This window comes from Piezobacter thermophilus (assembly GCF_055386745.1).
In genome coordinates this window covers 2,212,222-2,228,632 of the sequence record NZ_AP042380.1, presented here as the reverse complement: position 1 = coordinate 2,228,632, position 16,411 = coordinate 2,212,222, and the positions used below count along the sequence as shown (strand labels likewise).

At 66.3% G+C, this 16,411-nt stretch carries 18 protein-coding genes and 1 pseudogene; 9 read left to right on the top strand and 10 right to left on the bottom strand.

Features of this window, described 5'->3' with window-relative positions; translation table 11 throughout:
• Positions 1 to 81 precede the first annotated feature (81 nt).
• Positions 82 to 1,038 carry a lipoyl synthase gene (gene lipA / locus ACZ5CM_RS10785; protein ID WP_464638575.1) on the top strand — a complete coding sequence of 319 codons (957 nt, stop codon included), beginning with the start codon at positions 82 to 84 and terminating at the stop codon, positions 1,036 to 1,038.
• A gap of 76 nt (positions 1,039 to 1,114) precedes the next feature.
• Here the strand turns inward: lipA and ACZ5CM_RS10780 are convergent, their stop codons facing one another.
• The 5 genes from ACZ5CM_RS10780 to ACZ5CM_RS10760 form a co-directional block, all read right to left on the bottom strand.
• Positions 1,115 to 1,804 (bottom strand): M48 family metallopeptidase, encoded by a 690-nt coding sequence (locus ACZ5CM_RS10780; protein WP_464638573.1) that lies wholly within the window; start codon positions 1,802 to 1,804, stop codon positions 1,115 to 1,117.
• A 142-nt stretch (positions 1,805 to 1,946) separates the two neighbouring features.
• Entirely contained in the window at positions 1,947 to 3,131 is a 1,185-nt protein-coding gene (locus ACZ5CM_RS10775) for a vWA domain-containing protein (protein WP_464638571.1), read from the bottom strand.
• Positions 3,132 to 3,135: 4 nt separating this feature from the next.
• The gene (locus ACZ5CM_RS10770; protein ID WP_464638569.1) at positions 3,136 to 3,306 is read right to left on the bottom strand and encodes an apolipoprotein acyltransferase; all 171 of its coding nucleotides are present in this window, start codon (positions 3,304 to 3,306) and stop codon (positions 3,136 to 3,138) included.
• A gap of 14 nt (positions 3,307 to 3,320) precedes the next feature.
• On the bottom strand, positions 3,321 to 4,691 hold the full coding sequence (locus ACZ5CM_RS10765) for a DUF2927 domain-containing protein (RefSeq protein WP_464638567.1): 1,371 nt from the start codon (positions 4,689 to 4,691) through the stop codon (positions 3,321 to 3,323).
• 285 nt (positions 4,692 to 4,976) lie between these two features.
• Positions 4,977 to 5,819 (bottom strand): AAA family ATPase, encoded by an 843-nt coding sequence (locus ACZ5CM_RS10760; protein WP_464638565.1) that lies wholly within the window; start codon positions 5,817 to 5,819, stop codon positions 4,977 to 4,979.
• Positions 5,820 to 6,003: 184 nt separating this feature from the next.
• On the opposite strand from ACZ5CM_RS10760, the gene dksA reads away from it, so the two are divergent.
• Together dksA and ACZ5CM_RS10750 are read left to right on the top strand one after the other, a co-directional pair.
• On the top strand, positions 6,004 to 6,426 hold the full coding sequence (gene dksA / locus ACZ5CM_RS10755; protein ID WP_464642583.1) for an RNA polymerase-binding protein DksA: 423 nt from the start codon (positions 6,004 to 6,006) through the stop codon (positions 6,424 to 6,426).
• 121 nt (positions 6,427 to 6,547) lie between these two features.
• A complete protein-coding gene (locus tag ACZ5CM_RS10750; RefSeq protein ID WP_464638563.1) occupies positions 6,548 to 7,735 on the top strand; it encodes an FAD-dependent oxidoreductase in 1,188 nt (395 codons plus the stop codon).
• Between the two features lie 141 nt (positions 7,736 to 7,876).
• Here the strand turns inward: ACZ5CM_RS10750 and ACZ5CM_RS10745 are convergent.
• A pseudogene (locus tag ACZ5CM_RS10745) lies at positions 7,877 to 8,583 on the bottom strand (IS1595 family transposase).
• Between the two features lie 258 nt (positions 8,584 to 8,841).
• Here ACZ5CM_RS10745 and rpmB point away from each other — a divergent pair.
• From rpmB to ACZ5CM_RS10725, 4 genes are all read left to right on the top strand, one after another.
• Positions 8,842 to 9,129: a 50S ribosomal protein L28 gene (rpmB, locus tag ACZ5CM_RS10740; RefSeq protein WP_464638561.1), complete on the top strand. Its 288-nt coding sequence runs from the start codon at positions 8,842 to 8,844 to the stop codon at positions 9,127 to 9,129.
• Between the two features lie 85 nt (positions 9,130 to 9,214).
• On the top strand, positions 9,215 to 9,604 hold the full coding sequence (locus ACZ5CM_RS10735) for a hypothetical protein (protein WP_464638559.1): 390 nt from the start codon (positions 9,215 to 9,217) through the stop codon (positions 9,602 to 9,604).
• A 40-nt stretch (positions 9,605 to 9,644) separates the two neighbouring features.
• Positions 9,645 to 10,148 carry a copper chaperone PCu(A)C gene (locus tag ACZ5CM_RS10730; protein WP_464638557.1) on the top strand — a complete coding sequence of 168 codons (504 nt, stop codon included), beginning with the start codon at positions 9,645 to 9,647 and terminating at the stop codon, positions 10,146 to 10,148.
• 145 nt (positions 10,149 to 10,293) lie between these two features.
• A protein-coding gene (locus ACZ5CM_RS10725) for an IS5 family transposase (protein ID WP_464638555.1) occupies positions 10,294 to 11,081 on the top strand; the annotation gives its coding sequence in 2 pieces (ribosomal slippage) (positions 10,294 to 10,633 and positions 10,633 to 11,081; 789 coding nt in all).
• Position 11,082: 1 nt separating this feature from the next.
• Here ACZ5CM_RS10725 and ACZ5CM_RS10720 read toward each other — a convergent pair.
• Positions 11,083 to 11,778 (bottom strand): NAD-dependent deacylase, encoded by a 696-nt coding sequence (locus ACZ5CM_RS10720; RefSeq protein WP_464638553.1) that lies wholly within the window; start codon positions 11,776 to 11,778, stop codon positions 11,083 to 11,085.
• Positions 11,779 to 11,821: 43 nt separating this feature from the next.
• On the opposite strand from ACZ5CM_RS10720, the gene ACZ5CM_RS10715 reads away from it, so the two are divergent.
• The gene (locus tag ACZ5CM_RS10715) at positions 11,822 to 12,283 is read left to right on the top strand and encodes a low molecular weight protein-tyrosine-phosphatase (RefSeq protein ID WP_464638551.1); all 462 of its coding nucleotides are present in this window, start codon (positions 11,822 to 11,824) and stop codon (positions 12,281 to 12,283) included.
• A gap of 184 nt (positions 12,284 to 12,467) precedes the next feature.
• Here ACZ5CM_RS10715 and ACZ5CM_RS10710 read toward each other — a convergent pair whose 3' ends face one another.
• Positions 12,468 to 13,433 (bottom strand): LysR family transcriptional regulator, encoded by a 966-nt coding sequence (locus ACZ5CM_RS10710; protein WP_464638549.1) that lies wholly within the window; start codon positions 13,431 to 13,433, stop codon positions 12,468 to 12,470.
• Positions 13,434 to 13,513: 80 nt separating this feature from the next.
• On the opposite strand from ACZ5CM_RS10710, the gene hisD reads away from it, so the two are divergent.
• Positions 13,514 to 14,815 (top strand): histidinol dehydrogenase, encoded by a 1,302-nt coding sequence (gene hisD, locus ACZ5CM_RS10705; protein WP_464638547.1) that lies wholly within the window; start codon positions 13,514 to 13,516, stop codon positions 14,813 to 14,815.
• An 87-nt stretch (positions 14,816 to 14,902) separates the two neighbouring features.
• Here the strand turns inward: hisD and ACZ5CM_RS10700 are convergent, their stop codons facing one another.
• Together ACZ5CM_RS10700 and ACZ5CM_RS10695 are read right to left on the bottom strand one after the other, a co-directional pair.
• Positions 14,903 to 15,214 (bottom strand): hypothetical protein, encoded by a 312-nt coding sequence (locus ACZ5CM_RS10700; protein WP_464638545.1) that lies wholly within the window; start codon positions 15,212 to 15,214, stop codon positions 14,903 to 14,905.
• Between the two features lie 46 nt (positions 15,215 to 15,260).
• Positions 15,261 to 16,304, bottom strand: coding sequence for a Hint domain-containing protein (locus ACZ5CM_RS10695; RefSeq protein ID WP_464638543.1), 1,044 nt, complete (start codon positions 16,302 to 16,304; stop codon positions 15,261 to 15,263).
• Positions 16,305 to 16,411: the final 107 nt, after the last annotated feature.

Genomic DNA, 16,411 nt, shown 5'->3' with positions numbered 1-16,411 from the left:
CGGCCATGCGCGGCGGGTGGTGCATTTCCGCGCGGCCCGTGCTAATGGGCATCGGACTGTTTCCCTCAGAGGATTTCCGCCGTGCGCGACCTGAAGATCCCCGAGCAGCGCCACCCCGAAAAGGCGCATCGCCCAGACAATGCGCAACCGAAAAAGCCGGGCTGGATCCGGGTTCGCGCCCCGGGTGGCAAGGTATATGCCGAAACCCGGCGGATCATGCGCGAGGGCGGGCTGGTGACAGTCTGCGAAGAGGCCGGTTGCCCGAATGTGGGCGAATGCTGGTCGCAGCGCCACGCCACCATGATGATCATGGGCGAGATCTGCACCCGCGGCTGCACCTTCTGCAACATCGCCACCGGCCGGCCCGAGGCCCTCGATCCGTTCGAGCCGGCCCGTGTCGCCCAGGCGGTCGAGCGGCTGGGGCTGAAGCATGTGGTCATCACCAGCGTCGATCGCGACGATCTGGAGGATGGCGGGGCAGAACATTTTGCCCGCACCATCCGCGCGGTGCGGCAGCGCTCGCCTGCAACGACCATCGAGATTCTCACGCCCGACTTCCTGAAATGCGACCCGTCGGTACTCGAGGTGGTGGTCGAAGCGCGCCCCGACGTGTTCAATCACAATCTCGAAACCGTCCCCGGCCTCTACCCCGAGGTGCGCCCCGGGGCGCGGTATTTCCATTCGCTGCGCCTGTTGCAGCGGGTGAAGGAGCTGGACCCCGCGATCTTCACCAAGTCGGGGATCATGGTCGGCCTTGGCGAAACCCGTCAGCAGGTCTTGCAGGTCATGGACGACATGCGCGCGGCGGATGTGGATTTCCTGACCATCGGGCAGTATCTGCAACCCACGCCCAAGCATCACGCGGTGGATCGCTTCGTGCCTCCCGATGAATTCGCCGCCTATGAGAAGGCCGCTTACGGCAAGGGATTCCTGATGGTATCGGCCACGCCGCTCACCCGGTCGAGCTATCATGCCGGCGAGGATTTCGCGCGTCTGCGCGAGGCCCGGATTCGGCAACTCTCCGGGCAGTCCGGGTAAGCTGCTTCTTCCTCTTGCCGGAAATACTCCGGGGAGCGTGAGGGGCAGAGCCCCTCGCTCCCGCGCTCTGCCATCTTCAGCCGCGCGTGATCCAGCGCGCCTCGAGCCTTTCGAGCGCGGCAATTCGGTCGCGTGTCCGGGGATGACTCATCAGCCACGCCGGAGCGACACCGGCGCGTTGTTCGGTCAGCGCCTCGAGCTTGCTCAGAAGGGATTTCTGCGGGCCGACCCCGATTCCCGCCTTGGTCAGCAGCGCGGCGGCGTATTCGTCGGCCTCGAACTCGTCCGATCGCGACAGCCCAGCCGCCAGCAGAGCAGTGATCAGGTTCGCGATCCAGACCCCGAAGAACGGTATGATCCGGCCCAGAACCATCATCAGCGCGGTGCGCAACGCGTTCTGGCCCGAGAAATCGATCATTCGCCGGCGCGCGTGACCCAGTGCCACATGCCCCAGTTCATGTGCGACGACCGAGGCGAGTTCCTCTCCGGTCACTTCGCCGTTGCGGAATTTCCGGTAAAATCCCCGGGTAATGAAGATGCGCCCGTCTGGCGCCGCGAGACCGTTCACCGGGTCGATTTCATAGATGTAGACGGGAATGCGGTCGAGATCGAGTGCGGCCGCGAGCTTGCGGGTTACTGCCAGCAGCGCCGGGTCGGCGAGTTCGGTTGATCGGGCATCGAGTTCGCGATTGGTGCGCCAGACCGAAAAGCGGTACATCACCAGCGCGTAGAGAATGGCAAGGAGGATCGGAGCGACGCGGAGCATGAAGCCAATATGGGCGCGCGGGCCGGGGGCGGCAAGCGCCGATGGCGGCCGGGGGGACAGGGGTGAGGGGCTCTGCCCCTCACACTCCCCGGAGTATTTGTGGCAAGAGGAAGAAGCGCGCACGGGCCGCGTGCCGTACCGGTCAGCGCGACAGTTCCCGCATTCCCCTTTCCAGCCCCGAAAGGGTGAGCGGCACCATGCGGTCTTCGAAGATTTCCCGGATCAGGCCGATGGAGTGGGTGTGATTCCAGTATTTCTCGGGAACCGGGTTGATCCAGAGATTGGCAGGCCATTGTTCGCGCGCGCGTTGCAGCCAGGTCTGGCCGGATTCGGCGTTCCAGTGTTCGTTGGCCCCGCCCGGATAGACGATTTCATAGGGCGACATCGAGGCATCGCCCACGAAGATGCACTTGTAGTCCGGCCCGAAGGTGCGCAACACCTCCCAGGTGGGGGTCTGGGCATCCCAGCGGCGGCGGTTGTCGCGCCAGACGCCCTCGTACAGGCAGTTGTGGAAATAGTAGTATTCCAGGTGCTTGAATTCGGCACGCGCGGCCGAGAACAGTTCCTCCACCACCTTCACATGGGGGTCCATCGACCCGCCGACGTCGAGAAACAGCAGCACCTTGACCGCGTTGTGGCGCTCGGGCCGTTCCTTCACGTCGAGCCAGCCCTGTTCGGCGGTGGCGCGGATGGTGCCGTCAAGGTCCAGTTCCATCTCGGCGCCCTCGCGGGCCCAGCGGCGCAGGCGCTTGAGCGCGACCTTGATGTTGCGGGTGCCCAGCTCGACCGTGTCGTCGAAATTGCGGAATTCGCGCTTGTCCCAGACCTTGACCGCGCGGCGGTGGCGGGAACGGTCCTGGCCGATGCGCACGCCCTCGGGGTTGTAGCCCCAGGCGCCGAAGGGCGAGGTGCCCGCCGTGCCGATCCACTTGTTGCCGCCCTGGTGGCGGCCCTGCTGCTGCTTCAGCCGTTCGCGCAGCGTCTCCATCAGCTTTTCGAACCCGCCCAGGGCCTCGATTTCCGCCCTCTCTTCCGCCGAGAGGTGCTTCTCCGCCATTTTCGCCAGCCAGTCGGCGGGGATGTCCACGGCCTCGAGCACCTGTTCGAAGGAGATGTCCTCCAGCCCGCTGAAGCTGGCGGCGAAGGCGCGGTCGAACTTGTCGATATTGCGTTCGTCCTTCACCATCGCCGTGCGGGCGAGATAGTAGAAGCCTTCCACGTCATAGGTGACGAGGCCCGTCTTCATTGCCTCGAGGAAGGTCAGATATTCGCGCAGGGATACCGGAACCCCGAACTTGCGCAGGTTTTCGAAGAAGGGCAGGAACATCCGCTCATCCCGTCAGCAGCAGCCGGGCGATGATGGTGGCGAGATAGCCCAGCAGCGCGAAAATGATGGCGTGGGCGATGGCATACTGGGCCATGTCGGCCACCTTTCCGCCCCGCCGTTTCGCGTTGAACGCGCCCAGAATGGCGCCCGCAAGCGCCGCCACGATGACGATCATCCGTTCCTGTCCTGTCAGCCCGGTTGTTCGAGCGGGTTCAGCGCCGCGATTTCCCGCATCCGCGCCCGTACCGCCCAGTCGGAGCCAAAGCCGTAGCGCGCCCAGCCCAGGCTGTCCAGCCTGATGGCGCGTGCCGTGCGGGTCTGCCCGGCAAGATCGAGGGCCTCGGCCTTGAGCAGCATCAGCGTCGCCAGCAGCGCCGCGTTCTCGTAGCGGGCGGCGGTGGCGATGGCGGGGTCGAGCCGGGCCAGGGCGGCGCCGGCATTGCCGCGGCTGATGGCGTCGGCGGCAAGGCGGGCGGTGACGTTGGCGCGGTGCAGCTCGGTGCCGGGGGTTGCCTCGAGATAGCGCATGGCCGTGCGGAAATACTCGCGCGCGAGGTCGGGGTCGAAGGGTTCGGTCATCCGCCCCATGATGAAATAGCCGAAGGCCCGGCGGTGATCGGTCCAGCCTTCGCGTTCGGCAATGGCGATGGCGCGGCGGGCAGCGTTGCGCCGGGCCGGCGGCACCGTGCCGGGGCCAAGCGCGGTTTCGATGGCGTCGATCCAGTCGCGCGGGGTCGGCCGGACCGGTTGCGGCGCGATGCGCTCGCCGCGCGGGTTGAGGCGCGCCAGAATCCCCGGCAGGCGTGCGGCCACCTGTTCGCGGGACATGCCGCTGCGCAGCTCGGGCGCATAGGTGGCGCGCAGGATCAGCATGTCGAAGCCGGTCAGCACCGCGTGCACGTTGTCGTCGTTGAAGATCGAATCACGCAGCCGGTAGAGATCGTTCACCGGGCCCAGCGCCTGGGCCAGTTCCTCGTGCAGGCAGTCGCGCACCTCCTGCGGGCTGGTGTCGCCGGGGATGAAGATGCCCATGCGCCGGCGCTGGTCGAGGTTGGACCAGGCGGTATCGGGGCTGCGGCGCTTGCGGCGGAACTCGGACAGGCTGGAGACGTTCGGCACCACGAAGCAGGCCGCGTCGGGCTGGGCGCGGCGCAGCTCGGCGCGGCTCACGGTGACAATGGTGATGTTGGCGTCACTGCTGCTGACCAGGCGGATGTCGATGCCCGCCTCGCCCCTCAGCCGCGCGATCAGCCGGCGCAGGTCGGGCAGCATCGTCGGCGGCGGGTTGCCGGTGACGCGCACGGTTACCGGGGTTTCGAAGCGGGTGAACCTGGGCAGGCTGCGGCCGCTTTCCTGGACGAAGTGCAGCGACAGGAAGTCGGCGGCGATGTCGCGGTTGGAGCGCGCGGGCGGGGCCGGGCGCGGCGAGGAAAAGGTCTTCATCGGCGGCAGCGAGCTGTCGGAAATCGGTGCCGCGCGGGTGGGCGTGTCCTCGAACGGGACCGACGCGCAGGCCGCGAGAAGGGACATGAAAAGCGCAAGGCAGGCAAATCTGATCATGGATGCGTGTACCGGGAAGGGGGCACGAGGCGACCGGACGGATCGAACGCCCGGCGTGCGGTTTCAACGAAATGTGGTGTTTTCGAATGCATTGGCGATACTCCGACCGTTGCGGGCCGGTCTGTCCTGTTTCCGAAACGTGACGCGTCCCCGGTTGCGCAGGGCCGCATGAGGAGGACAGGATTGCCCGGCAACCGGGTGAAATTATGGCCCCGGCGCGGCAAGGATGGAACCCGTGGCGATACGGCCAGGGGCGGGCGGGCGCATTGCGCGCATCGCGCCCCTTCAGCGCCTGCCGCTGCGGGCCATGAAGGCCAGCCGCTCGAACAGGTGCACGTCCTGTTCGTTCTTCAGCAGCGCCCCGTGCAGTTTCGGCAGCGCGCTGGCGCCGTCGCGCCTGAGGTCCTCGGCATCGAGATCCTCGGCCAGCAGCAGCTTGAGCCAGTCCAACACCTCGGAGGTGGAGGGCTTCTTCTTCAGCCCCGATACCTCGCGGATTTCGTAGAACTGGGTCAGTGCCGTGGTCAGCAGCGATTCCTTGATCCCCGGATGGTGAACCTCGACGATTCTTTTCATCGTCTCCATGTCCGGGAAGCGGATGTAGTGGAAGAAGCAGCGGCGCAGGAAGGCGTCGGGCAGCTCCTTTTCGTTGTTCGAGGTGATGATGACGATGGGGCGGTGCCTTGCCCGGATCGTCTCGCCGGTTTCGTAGACGAAGAACTCCATCCGGTCGAGCTCCTGCAACAGGTCGTTGGGGAACTCGATGTCGGCCTTGTCGATCTCGTCGATCAGCAGCACGACCTTTTCATCCGATTCGAAGGCCTGCCACAGCTTGCCCTTCTTGATGTAGTTGCGCACGTCGTTGACGCGCGGATCGCCCAGCTGGCTGTCGCGCAGGCGCGAGACGGCGTCGTATTCGTAAAGCCCCTGCTGGGCGCGGGTGGTGGACTTGATGTTCCATTCGATCATCTGTAGACCCAGCGCATCGGCCACCTGGCGGGCAAGTTCGGTCTTGCCGGTGCCAGGCTCGCCCTTGACCAGCAGGGGGCGTTCGAGCGTGACTGCCGCATTGACCGCAACGGTCAGGTCGTCGGTCGCGACATAGGTACTTGTGCCCTGAAATCTCATGCTTTTCCAACCTCTTGCTGTTTTTCCCATGGCGCTGCGGTCAGCGGGGCGCATTTAGCCCAATTCCGCCCGCTTTGTGTAGTGACATTCTGAAACCCGTCGGATAAACGCAGCGGCAGAAGGGGTGCCGCATGTCCGGTATCGACAGGTGAAGGACATGACCGGCAAGACCAAGGGAGTGGAAATGAAGCAGGAAACATTTCTCCCGGACGATTACAGGCCGGCCGAAGATGAGCCTTTCATGAACGAACGCCAGCTCGAATACTTCCGGCGCAAGCTGATCGCATGGAAGAACGAGCTGCTGGAGGAAAGCCGCGACACGATCGAGGGTTTGCAGCACGGCACGCGCAACATCCCCGACGTTGCCGACCGGGCCAGCGAGGAAACCGACCGGGCGCTGGAGCTGCGCACCCGGGATCGCCAGCGCAAGCTGGTGGCCAAGATCGACGCGGCGCTGCGGCGGATCGAGAATGGCGAATACGGCTATTGCGAAGTGACCGGCGAGCCGATCTCGCTCAAGCGGCTGGATGCGCGGCCCATCGCCACGATGACGCTTGAGGCGCAGGAACAGCACGAGCGCCAAGAAAAGGTGCATCGGGACGACTGATCCCGAGAAGGAAAGGATCCCCGTTGCCGCGCCTCCGGACGGGGCCTGCGACAACGGGGCGGGTGCCGGGGCCTTCCGCTCCGGCCTTTTTTCGTCAAGTCTGGACGGCAAGGGGATGGGCATGAGTCTGGACGGAAAGACGGTTGCGGTGATCGGGGCCGGGATCGGCGGGCTGGCCGCGGCGCTGGCGCTGCGGGCGCGCGGCGCCGAGGTGACGGTGCTGGAACAGGCGCCCGAGATTTCCGAGGTCGGTGCCGGGCTGCAGATCAGCCCCAACGGCGTTGCGGTGCTGCGGGCGCTGGGGCTGGAAGAGGGGCTGGCCGGGCCGGCGGTGCGGGCGCAGGCGGTGGTGCTGCGCGATCACGCCCGCGGGGGCGAGGTGCTGCGGCTCGATCTGGTCCGGCACGCGCCGGACCTGGCCTATTACTTCGTCCACCGCGCCGACCTGGTCGATCTGCTGGCCGAGGCCGCGCGCCGGGCCGGCGTGCGGCTGCGCCTTCTGCAACGGGTCGAGCGGGTCCTGCCGGCCGACGAGCCCGGTGCGCGCCCGGCGATGGTCCTTGCCAGCAGCACGCGGGTCGAGGCCGACCTGATCGTCGGCGCGGACGGGCTGCATTCGCGGGCGCGGGTGGCGCTCAACGGGGCGGATGATCCGTTCTTCACCAGGCAGGTGGCGTGGCGGGCGGTGGTCCCGAACGATTGTGGCATGGGGCCGGAGGCGCATCTGTTCATGGGGCCGGGCCGGCACATGGTCTGCTATCCCCTGCGCCGCGGCGCGGCTGTGAACATCGTCGCCGTGCAGGAGCGCGCCCGCTGGGCCGCCGAGGGCTGGCATCATGGCGATTCGCCGGATCGGTTGCGGGCGGCATTTGCCGATTTCTCGGGGCTGGCGGGTGCGCTTCTGGGGCGGGTGAAGGAGGTCGCCCTGTGGGGGCTCTTCCGGCACCCGGTGGCGCCGCGCTGGCAGGGCGGTGGCGTGGCGATTCTGGGCGATGCCGCCCATCCCACCCTGCCGTTCATGGCGCAGGGGGCGAATCTGGCGCTGGAGGATGCCTGGGTGCTGGCCGAGGAAGTCGCCCGGACGGGTTCGCTGGCCGAAGGGCTTGCCGCCTATCAGCGCCGGCGCCATCCGCGCGCGGCGCGGGTCATCGCCGCGGCCAACAGCAATGCGTGGAAATATCACCTGCGCCCGGCCCCGCTGCGCGGGGCGGCGCATCTGGCCCTGAGGCTGGGGGGCGCGTTGGCGCCAGGGCGCATGGTGCGGCAGTTCGACTGGATCTATCGCCATGACGTGACTGCGGGGGGCTGAGCGGCATCGCTCGGGGAGAGGGGCGCTGTCCGTTGCGCCGAAGGCGCACCAAATCTGCTACTGTGCCGAAGGCACGCCAAAGGTGCGAGGGGCTCTGCCCCTCGCGCTCCCCGGAGTATTTGGGGCAGGGTCTATACAAGCTCAGCGCCTGAGCGGTTTCATTCTGCACGATCTGAGCAGGATCTTGTAGAGGTCGTTTTCGCGGTTGTTGAAGCGGAATTCGGTCTCTTTCAGGACCACCGGGAAAGAGGTTTTCCGCAACCCGTTGAACTTGGCGTGACGGCGCTTGGCGTAGCTCCAGAAGCTCTCGATGCCGTTGATGTGAACGCCGTTTGGGAGAAGATGGCACGGTCGCGCTGCCAGTACTTGTTGATCCTGTGGTGGCGCCTGAAGCCTGCCTCGACCAGCCCGTCATAGCTGCGGAACCCGTCGGAACTGATCTCGGCCGAGAGGTGGACGCGGCCCTCGATGATCGCCTGAAGCGTTGTTTTCGAACAGTTTTTCACGATCTGGCAGTGCACCCTTCCGCCGCGTTCAAGGATGCCGAAGACCGGCACCTTGCCCGCGACCCCGCGCCCGCGGCCCAGCCCCGGACGGCCGCGCTGGCGGGTCGGGCCGAAGTAGCTCTCGTCGATCTCGACCTGGCCCTGGAAGGGGCAGTCGGCCTCGGCCAGCTCGGCCATGCGTCGGCGCAGGAGGGTGTAAAGACGGGCCGTCGTGTTGTGACTGAGCCCGGTGAGAAGGGCGGCGCGGTCGGCTGTGATGTCGAGGGCAAAAAGCCGAAGCAAATCGCGGAATTTGCGCTCCGAAATTCTCCCCCGAAACAGATAGCGGTTTTTCCGAGCCATATGAGCACCTTAGCATGGGATCAGGAATGCTCAGCTTGTATAGACCCTGCCGGAAATACTCCCGCCGGAGGCATGGCCCGGCACGGGCCATTCCCCGCCCCGGCAGGGGCGGGGGCAAAACCCGTCGATCCGTCTTGACCCGACCGGCGATTCCTCCTAAACGCTGGCCACGAGTTTCCGGGCGCAGCCGTTGGCGGCGCCCCTGTTGATTTGGGATCCGGGCCCCGGCCCGCCACCCGCAGACGAAGGAAGACGAAAATGTCGCGCCGTTGTGAACTGACCGGTAAGGGCCCGATGTCTGGCAACAATGTCAGCCATGCCCACAACAAGACCAAGCGCCGCTTTCTGCCGAACCTCAACGAGGTGACGCTTCAGTCCGAAACGCTGGGCCGCGGCTTCCGGCTGCGGATTTCCTCGGCGGCGCTGCGCAGCGTGGATCATCGCGGTGGTCTGGATGCCTATCTGGCCAAGGCCCGCGACGAGGACCTGTCGCCGAAGGCGCTGAAGATCAAGAAAGAAATCGCCAAGGTCACCGCTTCGGCCTGATCACCGCGATCCCTGCGCAATCAGGGCGCAATCGAACGGACCCCGTGCCCCTCGCGCGGGGTCCTGTCGATTCCGGTTGCAGCTGATGCCCGGCCGCGCCAATATCCCGGCCGTCATGCGCCGCCTGCTCCGCATACATGCCGCCATTGCCCTGACGGTTCTTCTGGTCCTGACGGGGCAGGGGCTGGCCATGGCGCGGGGCAGCACCGGCCCGATCGGGCAGGTGGTGCTGTGTGCCGGGTCCGGTCCGGTCGTGGTGTTCCTGGATGAAGACGGCAATCCAACGGGGCCGCCGCATTTCTGTCCTGATTTCACGCTTCATGTCATAGGGGATGCAACCCTGCCAGAGGCGGTGGCGCTGCCGCGGCGGATGGCTGCGGTTGCGCAACAGCCTGCAGCGGGGCAATCCGTTCCGGGTCGGGCAGTGCATGGGTTTCATGCGCGGGGGCCTCCTCGGCCCGATGATCTTTCCTGACAGACTAGACATGGACAATCATCGAACGAGGAGACACGCGATGTCTTTCAGAACACTTGCCCTTTCCACTGCCGCGGCGCTGGCGCTGACCTTGCCCGTCCTTGCCGACGAGGCGAAGATCATGGTGGAGGACGCCTATGCCCGTGCAGCGATGCGCATGGCATCCTCAGGTGCTGCCTTCATGGTGCTGGTGAACCGGGGCGAAGCCGACGACCGGCTGGTCGATGTCCGTTCGGACATTGCCAGGCGGGTCGAATTGCATACCAACATCTCGGACGCAAACGGTGTGATGAAGATGGTCAGGATCGAGGGCGGCATCGAGATCCCCGCCGGGGGCCGGCATGCTTTGGCACGGGGGGGCGATCATGTCATGTTCATGGGGCTGAAGGAGCCCCTGGAACAGGGCGGAACGGTTCCGCTGACGCTGGTTTTCGAGAAGGCCGGGGAGATCGAGATCAAGGTGCCGGTGGACATGAATCGAAAACCGGGCATGGGCATGAAGAAGATGAAAGGCATGAAGATGGACATGCAGGACGACGGCTGAGTGCGGTCGGAAAGGCCGGCCCGGGGGCTCTGCCCCCGGACCCCCGGAGTATTTTCGGCAAGAGGAAAGGGGGAGCCGGGGCTAGGCCGTGTTGACAAAAAGGATTCACACGGAGCTGTAGACGTGATTCAAGCTGGTATCTTCAATGGAGGTCAGCTTGGCACGAGACCTGATGTCGGACGAGGAATGGGCGTTCTTTGAACATTTCATTCATGCGATCCGCGCCCCCAACGGGCGCAAACCCACCAACCATCGCCTTGTTCTTGATGGGATTTTCTGGATCACGCGAACCGGAGCCCCATGGCGTGACCTGCCCGAAGAGTTCGGCAAATGGTCCAGCGTTTACCGCCAGTTCCGACGTTGGACGCTGGCCGGGTTGTGGGAGCAGATCATGGATGCTTTGAACGAGAGCGGTGCCGTTCCAGACGCGCTGCAGATGATCGACAGCACCGTGGTTCGCGCCCATCATCAGGCAGCGGGCGCTAAAGGGGGACTCCGCGACAGGGTTTTGGCCGCTCAAGAGGTGGCTTCACGACCAAGATCCACCTCCGCGTCAAGGCGGCAGGCCTGCCCATGAGAACCGAGATTACTCCGGGTCAGACATCCGATTACCTCGGGTTCGACCTGGTCATGGCCGACAACCTGCCCGAGCCGAGGGTTCTGCTGGCGGACAGGGGCTATGATGCTGACAGCATTCGGGAAAAGATGAATGCGCGTGATGTTCTGACCCAAATTCCCATGCGCAAGTCCCGCAAGATGCGCGTCGGCGTCGATCACTCTCTGTATGCCCTGCGCAATCTTGTCGAGCGGTGTTTCAACAAGCTCAAAAATGCCCGGCGCGTCGCCACACGCTACGACAAGACCGCCGAAAGCTTCCTGGGTTTCATAGACATCACGTCAATCCGACTTTGGCTTCGCCTTTTGTCAACATGACCTAGTGGCGCGCGAGCAGGTCATCGACCCAGGCCGGCACGATCCGGGTGGCCGGGCCGAGCCGGTGTTCGTCGAAGACCGGGGATATCTCGGAGGGTTCGAGGTTGAGTTCGATCGTGCGGGCGCCATTGGCGGCGGCATCGTTCACGAAGCCGGCAGCCGGATGGACCTGCCCCGAGGTGCCGATGGCCGCGAACAGGTCGGCCCGGGCCAGATGCGCGCCTATGCGGTCCATGTGATAGGGGATTTCGCCGAACCAGACCACGTCGGGGCGTGCGGCGGGCGCGTGGCAGGCGGGGCAGGGCTCAAGGGGGGACATTTCTTCGGGGGCGAGCCAGCGGTGGCCGCAGGCGTTGCACAGCGCCCCTGCCAACTCCCCGTGCATGTGGATGACGTCACGGGTGCCGGCCTTTTCGTGCAGGGCGTCCACGTTCTGGGTGACGATCACCACCTCTCCCGGCCATTCCCGCTGCAACCGGGCCAGAGCCGCGTGGGCGGCGTTGGGGCGGGCCCGGGCGGCCTGGGCCCGTCTGCGGTTGTAGAAATCCTGCACCAGTTTCGGGTTGCGGGCAAAGCCCTCGGGGGTTGCCACGTCCTCGATACGGTATCGGGTCCACAGCCCGCCCTTGTCGCGGAACGTACCCAGCCCGCTTTCGGCGGAAATGCCGGCCCCGGTGAGAATGACGATCTTTTCCATGCGCTCCCTTTCCTGTAGCGGATTGTGGCCAAAGGAGGCGCCCATGACCACCCGGATTCTCTTTGTCTGTCTTGGCAACATCTGCCGCTCGCCCGCAGCCGAGGGCGTCTTTCGCACCCTGATGCCCGAGGCCGTCACCGACAGCGCCGGCACCTCGGACTGGCATGTGGGCGCGCCGCCCTATGGCCCGATGCAGGAAGCAGCACGGGCGCGGGGGTATGACCTGTCGGATCTGCGCGCACGGCAGTTCGTGGCGGGCGATTTTCACCGTTTCGATCTGATCATCGGGATGGATGGCGACAATATCCGCGCAATTGAGGCCCTGCGCCCGCGTGGCGCGGGGACACCCGTGCGGCTGTTCACCGACTACGCCCCGCTGACCGGGGCCGATCACGTGCCCGACCCCTACTACACCCGTGATTTCGACGGCGCGCTCGACCTGATCGAGGTTGCGGCCGCCGGGTTGCGGCGGGCGCTGACGGAAGGTGCCGGGGTGCCGGATTAAGAAAATCGAAAATCGGGAATTTTTCCTGCGAAATTCCCGCGCCGGCCTCTTGCGTGGTGGGGAAACGGAGGGCGTTGATGGAACGCGACCCGAGTCGATCCGTCTTCAGGCCCGTGCCATGATCCTCTGCATCCCGATCCAGGACTGCCCCTCGCGCCTTTTCCGGCGCGGCGCGAGGGTGCCGTCAGTGTTCCAGCAGTCGCAATTCGCCGGCCAGCCATGGCAGCCGGGAGATGGCGGGTTCGATCATCTCGGAGAGGACCAGCCCCTGCACCGTGTGGGCCACGTCGCGGGGCACCCGGTCGGACCAGTCGGCCCCGGCAAACAGCGAGATGGTGCGGGAAAAGGCGGCAAAGGGCAGGGGAAAGGCGTCGATGGCGTCGTGGAAGCGCCGCGTGCGCATGTAGCCCAGCGGGGTGGTGATCGCCCAGCCGATGCGTCGCGCCACCATCGCCATCAGGGCGAAGTGGCTGCCGATCTGAAAACGGTCCTCGAACACGAGTTTCTGCCGGGCCAGATGGGCCTCGATCTGCCGACTGATGAGTTGTTCGTGCGAATATCGCAGCAGGGGCAGGCCCTTCAGCGCCTGTGCAAGGTCATCGGCATCCGCAAAGCTGTCCTTCGGCGCCACGAGGATGAAGGGGTCGCGCACCAGCGGGTATTCTATCACGCCGTCGAGAACCTCTCCGGTCGAGGCGGCGATGCCCAGATGCAGGTGCCTCGATTGCACCGCGCGCGATATGTCGGCGCTGGGCGCGGTAATCAGCTTGAACCGCGAACGGGTGAGGTTTTCCGCCAGGATCGTGGCCAGCCGCGGCGTCAGGTCGTTGTCGAAATCGTCGATCAGCCCGATCGACAGCGTGCCGAGATGGGACAGGTCCATCACCGTCAGCTCGCTTTGCGCAAGGCGCAGTTCCGACAGGATCGTCTCGGCATGAGCAAGAAAGCTGCGCCCTGCGGGGGTCAGCCGCATCGGCCGGCGGGCGTGGTCCACCAGCTCGGCGCCGAGCGCGGCTTCGAGGTTGCGCATCTGCTGCGAAACCGCGGGTTGGCTGAGGCCGGTGATCTCGGCCGCCCGGGCGACCGAACCGGTGCGCGCCAGCGCCTCGAACACTTCGAGGCCACGCAGCGTGATGCCTCTGATCGCCATCGGAGAGTCTCCAGAGTTTTGCCTTTTCCGAAACTGATACTGCCCTCACGTCAAGTGCAGTCAATCCGGGATTGCCGCCCATGTCCATCGAGCATCTGAAAATCGCGCCGGGTCTTCCGCCTCGTCTGGCGGATGATACCGCCGGGACGGTTCGCGACATGCTGGCCCGGATACGGGCGGAGGGAGAGCGGGCGGCGCTGGAATATGCGCGCCGGCTGGATGGCTGGCGCGGCGAAGTGGTGGTCTCCCGCGCGCGGATGGAGGCGGCGGCTGCGCAGGTGCCGGCGGCCCTGCGCGCGCAGATCGGCTATGCCCATGACAACATCCGCCGCTTTGCCGAGGCGCAGCGCGCCAGCGCGGTGGCGTTCGAGGTGGAACTGCGCCCCGGCCTGTTTGCCGGGCAAAGGCAGATCCCGGTCTGCGTCGCCGGAGCCTATGTGCCCGGCGGGCGATATGCGCATGTGGCCTCGGCGCTGATGACGATCGCCACGGCCAGGGCGGCGGGGGTCGAGACGGTGATCGCCTGCGCCCCGCCCCGCGATGGGCAGGGCATTCACCCGCTGGTGCTGTATGCGATGACGCTGGCCGGGGCCGACCGCGTGCTTTGCCTGGGCGGCGTGCAGGGCGTGGCGGCGATGGCGTTCGGGCTGTTCGGCTGCCCGCCGGCCGATATCCTCGTGGGGCCGGGCAACCGGTTCGTGGCCGAGGCCAAGCGCCAGCTTTTCGGCCCGGTGGGCATCGACATGGTTGCCGGACCGACGGACAGCATGATTGTGGCCGATTCCACGGCCGATCCGCTGACCGTGGCCTGGGATCTGGCCGGTCAGGCCGAGCATGGAAGCAATTCGCCGGTCTGGCTGGCGACCGATGACAGGCGGCTTGCACGCGAGGTCCTGCGCCTTGTGCCGCGCTGCATTGCCGAACTGCCCGAACCGAATGCCGGTCAGGCCCGGGCGGCCTGGGACGCGCTGGGCGAGGTGATGCTGTGCGCCGACCGGGAAGAGATGGCGCAGGCCGCCGACCGCAAGGCGCCCGAGCATCTTCACGTTCAGGCCGCCGATCTCGACTGGTGGAGGGGGCGGCTGCGGGCCTACGGGTCGCTGTTTCTGGGGGCCGAAACGACCGTGGCCTTCGGCGACAAGGCCGCGGGGCCCAACCACGTTCTGCCCACTTCGGGGGCGGCGCGCCATACCGGGGGGCTGAGCGTTCACAAGTTCCTCAAGACGGTCACATGGCAGCGCGTGGATGGGCGCGCCCTGCCTGCGCTTGCCCGTGCCACCGCCGCGATCAGCCGGGCCGAGGGCATGGAGGGCCATGCCCGGACCGCCGATATCCGGCTGTCGGGGCCACCGCCCCTGCGGGCGGCGGGTGGTGGGGGGTGACGCCCGTGGCGCCGGCTGGTGCGGATGCCCGCATGTCAGGGTGCGGTGCCCGGGCGGATCGTCCGCCGCGCCATTCGGCGCCGTGCATCAGCCGCAGGTCTGGCGTGCCTCCTCGCCGAAGGCCTTGTAGCGTTCCCACAGCTTCCTGTCGCGTTTGCGGTGCGACTGGCGGGCCTTTTGCGACAGGTCGGGATCGTTGAACCATTTGGCGACCTTGCGCCGCTCGAACATGTTCAGGTTGCGATCGGCGACCTTCTGGATGCAGCTGCACAGCTCGGGCGTCGCCGAGGGGCTGTCGCTGAGCCGGCAGGCCCGTTCTATGACGCCGGCGGCGGCCGGGGCTGCCGGGACAAGTTCCAGGCCGATGATCGCGGCAAGGATCGCGGCAAGGGGTTTCATTGCTCGACCTCTTCCGTAGCTCCCGCATCGTTCGCGGCGCGGGCTGTCACGCAGTATGACGCAAGGACGGTGCGCGTGCAATCTTGGGCGCCGAGCTGCGCAGCAGGTCGGTTTCGAACCGGCGCAGCACGCGGCGGGCCGGTGGCATGGCCGGGCGGCGAAGCTGTGCCAGTTCGGGGAAGAAATGCCGCGTGTCGGCGCCCATGTCCGACAGTTGCAGGGTTTCGGTTTCGACCCCGTTGGCGCGGATTACCTCGTGCCGTTCCAGCAGGATGTGGAAATATTCGATCCGCACGCCCGGGATGATGCGGATCCCGCGCCCGTCAGCCAGGTGGCAGGCGGGGGCGAAGACTTCCGATTCACCAAACAGCAGCGAGGCGGCCGGGCTGCACAGCAACAGCCGGTGCTGGCGCGACACCCGCAGCGGCGCGGTGGCCCTCAGAACCCCGGCGGCGATCTCGACCGGGGCGAACCGGCCCACGCCCAGCGCGTGACGGCCGCCGACCCAGCGCACCGGCTGCAGGCCGTTGTCGCGCGTGCAGATCAGCTCGCCCACGGCCAGCATGTCGATCGGGCGGGCCCCGCGTGGCGTGTCGATCAGCGTGCCGCGGCCAAAGCAGATCGGCGTGGCATGAGCGGCGGCCTCGTGGTTCGGTCCCTCATGCGCGTCGATGACGGTCAGAGGGACGCCGACCGGTGGAAAGCCGCCGGGGCCGCCGATGAAGGCCAGCCCCTCGACCGTCGCATAGGCGGGCGAGGAATTGTTCAGGTTGAAGCCGATCGCCTCCCATGTGTTTTCCCCGTCGCTGAGCGTGAGTCCGTATTCCGCCTCGACCGTGGTGCCGTCGGGATAGAGCACCCCGTCGATGATCTGGTCGCCGTCCAGCCGCTGGTCGCCGTCATTGTCCTGGAAATTGACGTCGGTTTCGTGGTCGTCGTCATCGTGGTGGTGATCGTGGTCGTCGCCGTTGCCATCGCGGATTCTGACCTCGGTCCAGTCGGGAGCGTTCAGCGTGATCGTGTGCCCGACCAGGTGTGACCCGTCGCCCTGGGTCAGGCCGTCGAGTTGCTCGTTACCGGAAATCGTCATCCGGGATTCGCCCAGAACGAATATCGAATAGCTTGCCAATACCTCTCACGCCGCGAAGGCGCCCTTTCCCGGATCTGCCCTGGGGGAAAGGCTAGGCGTCAAATCGG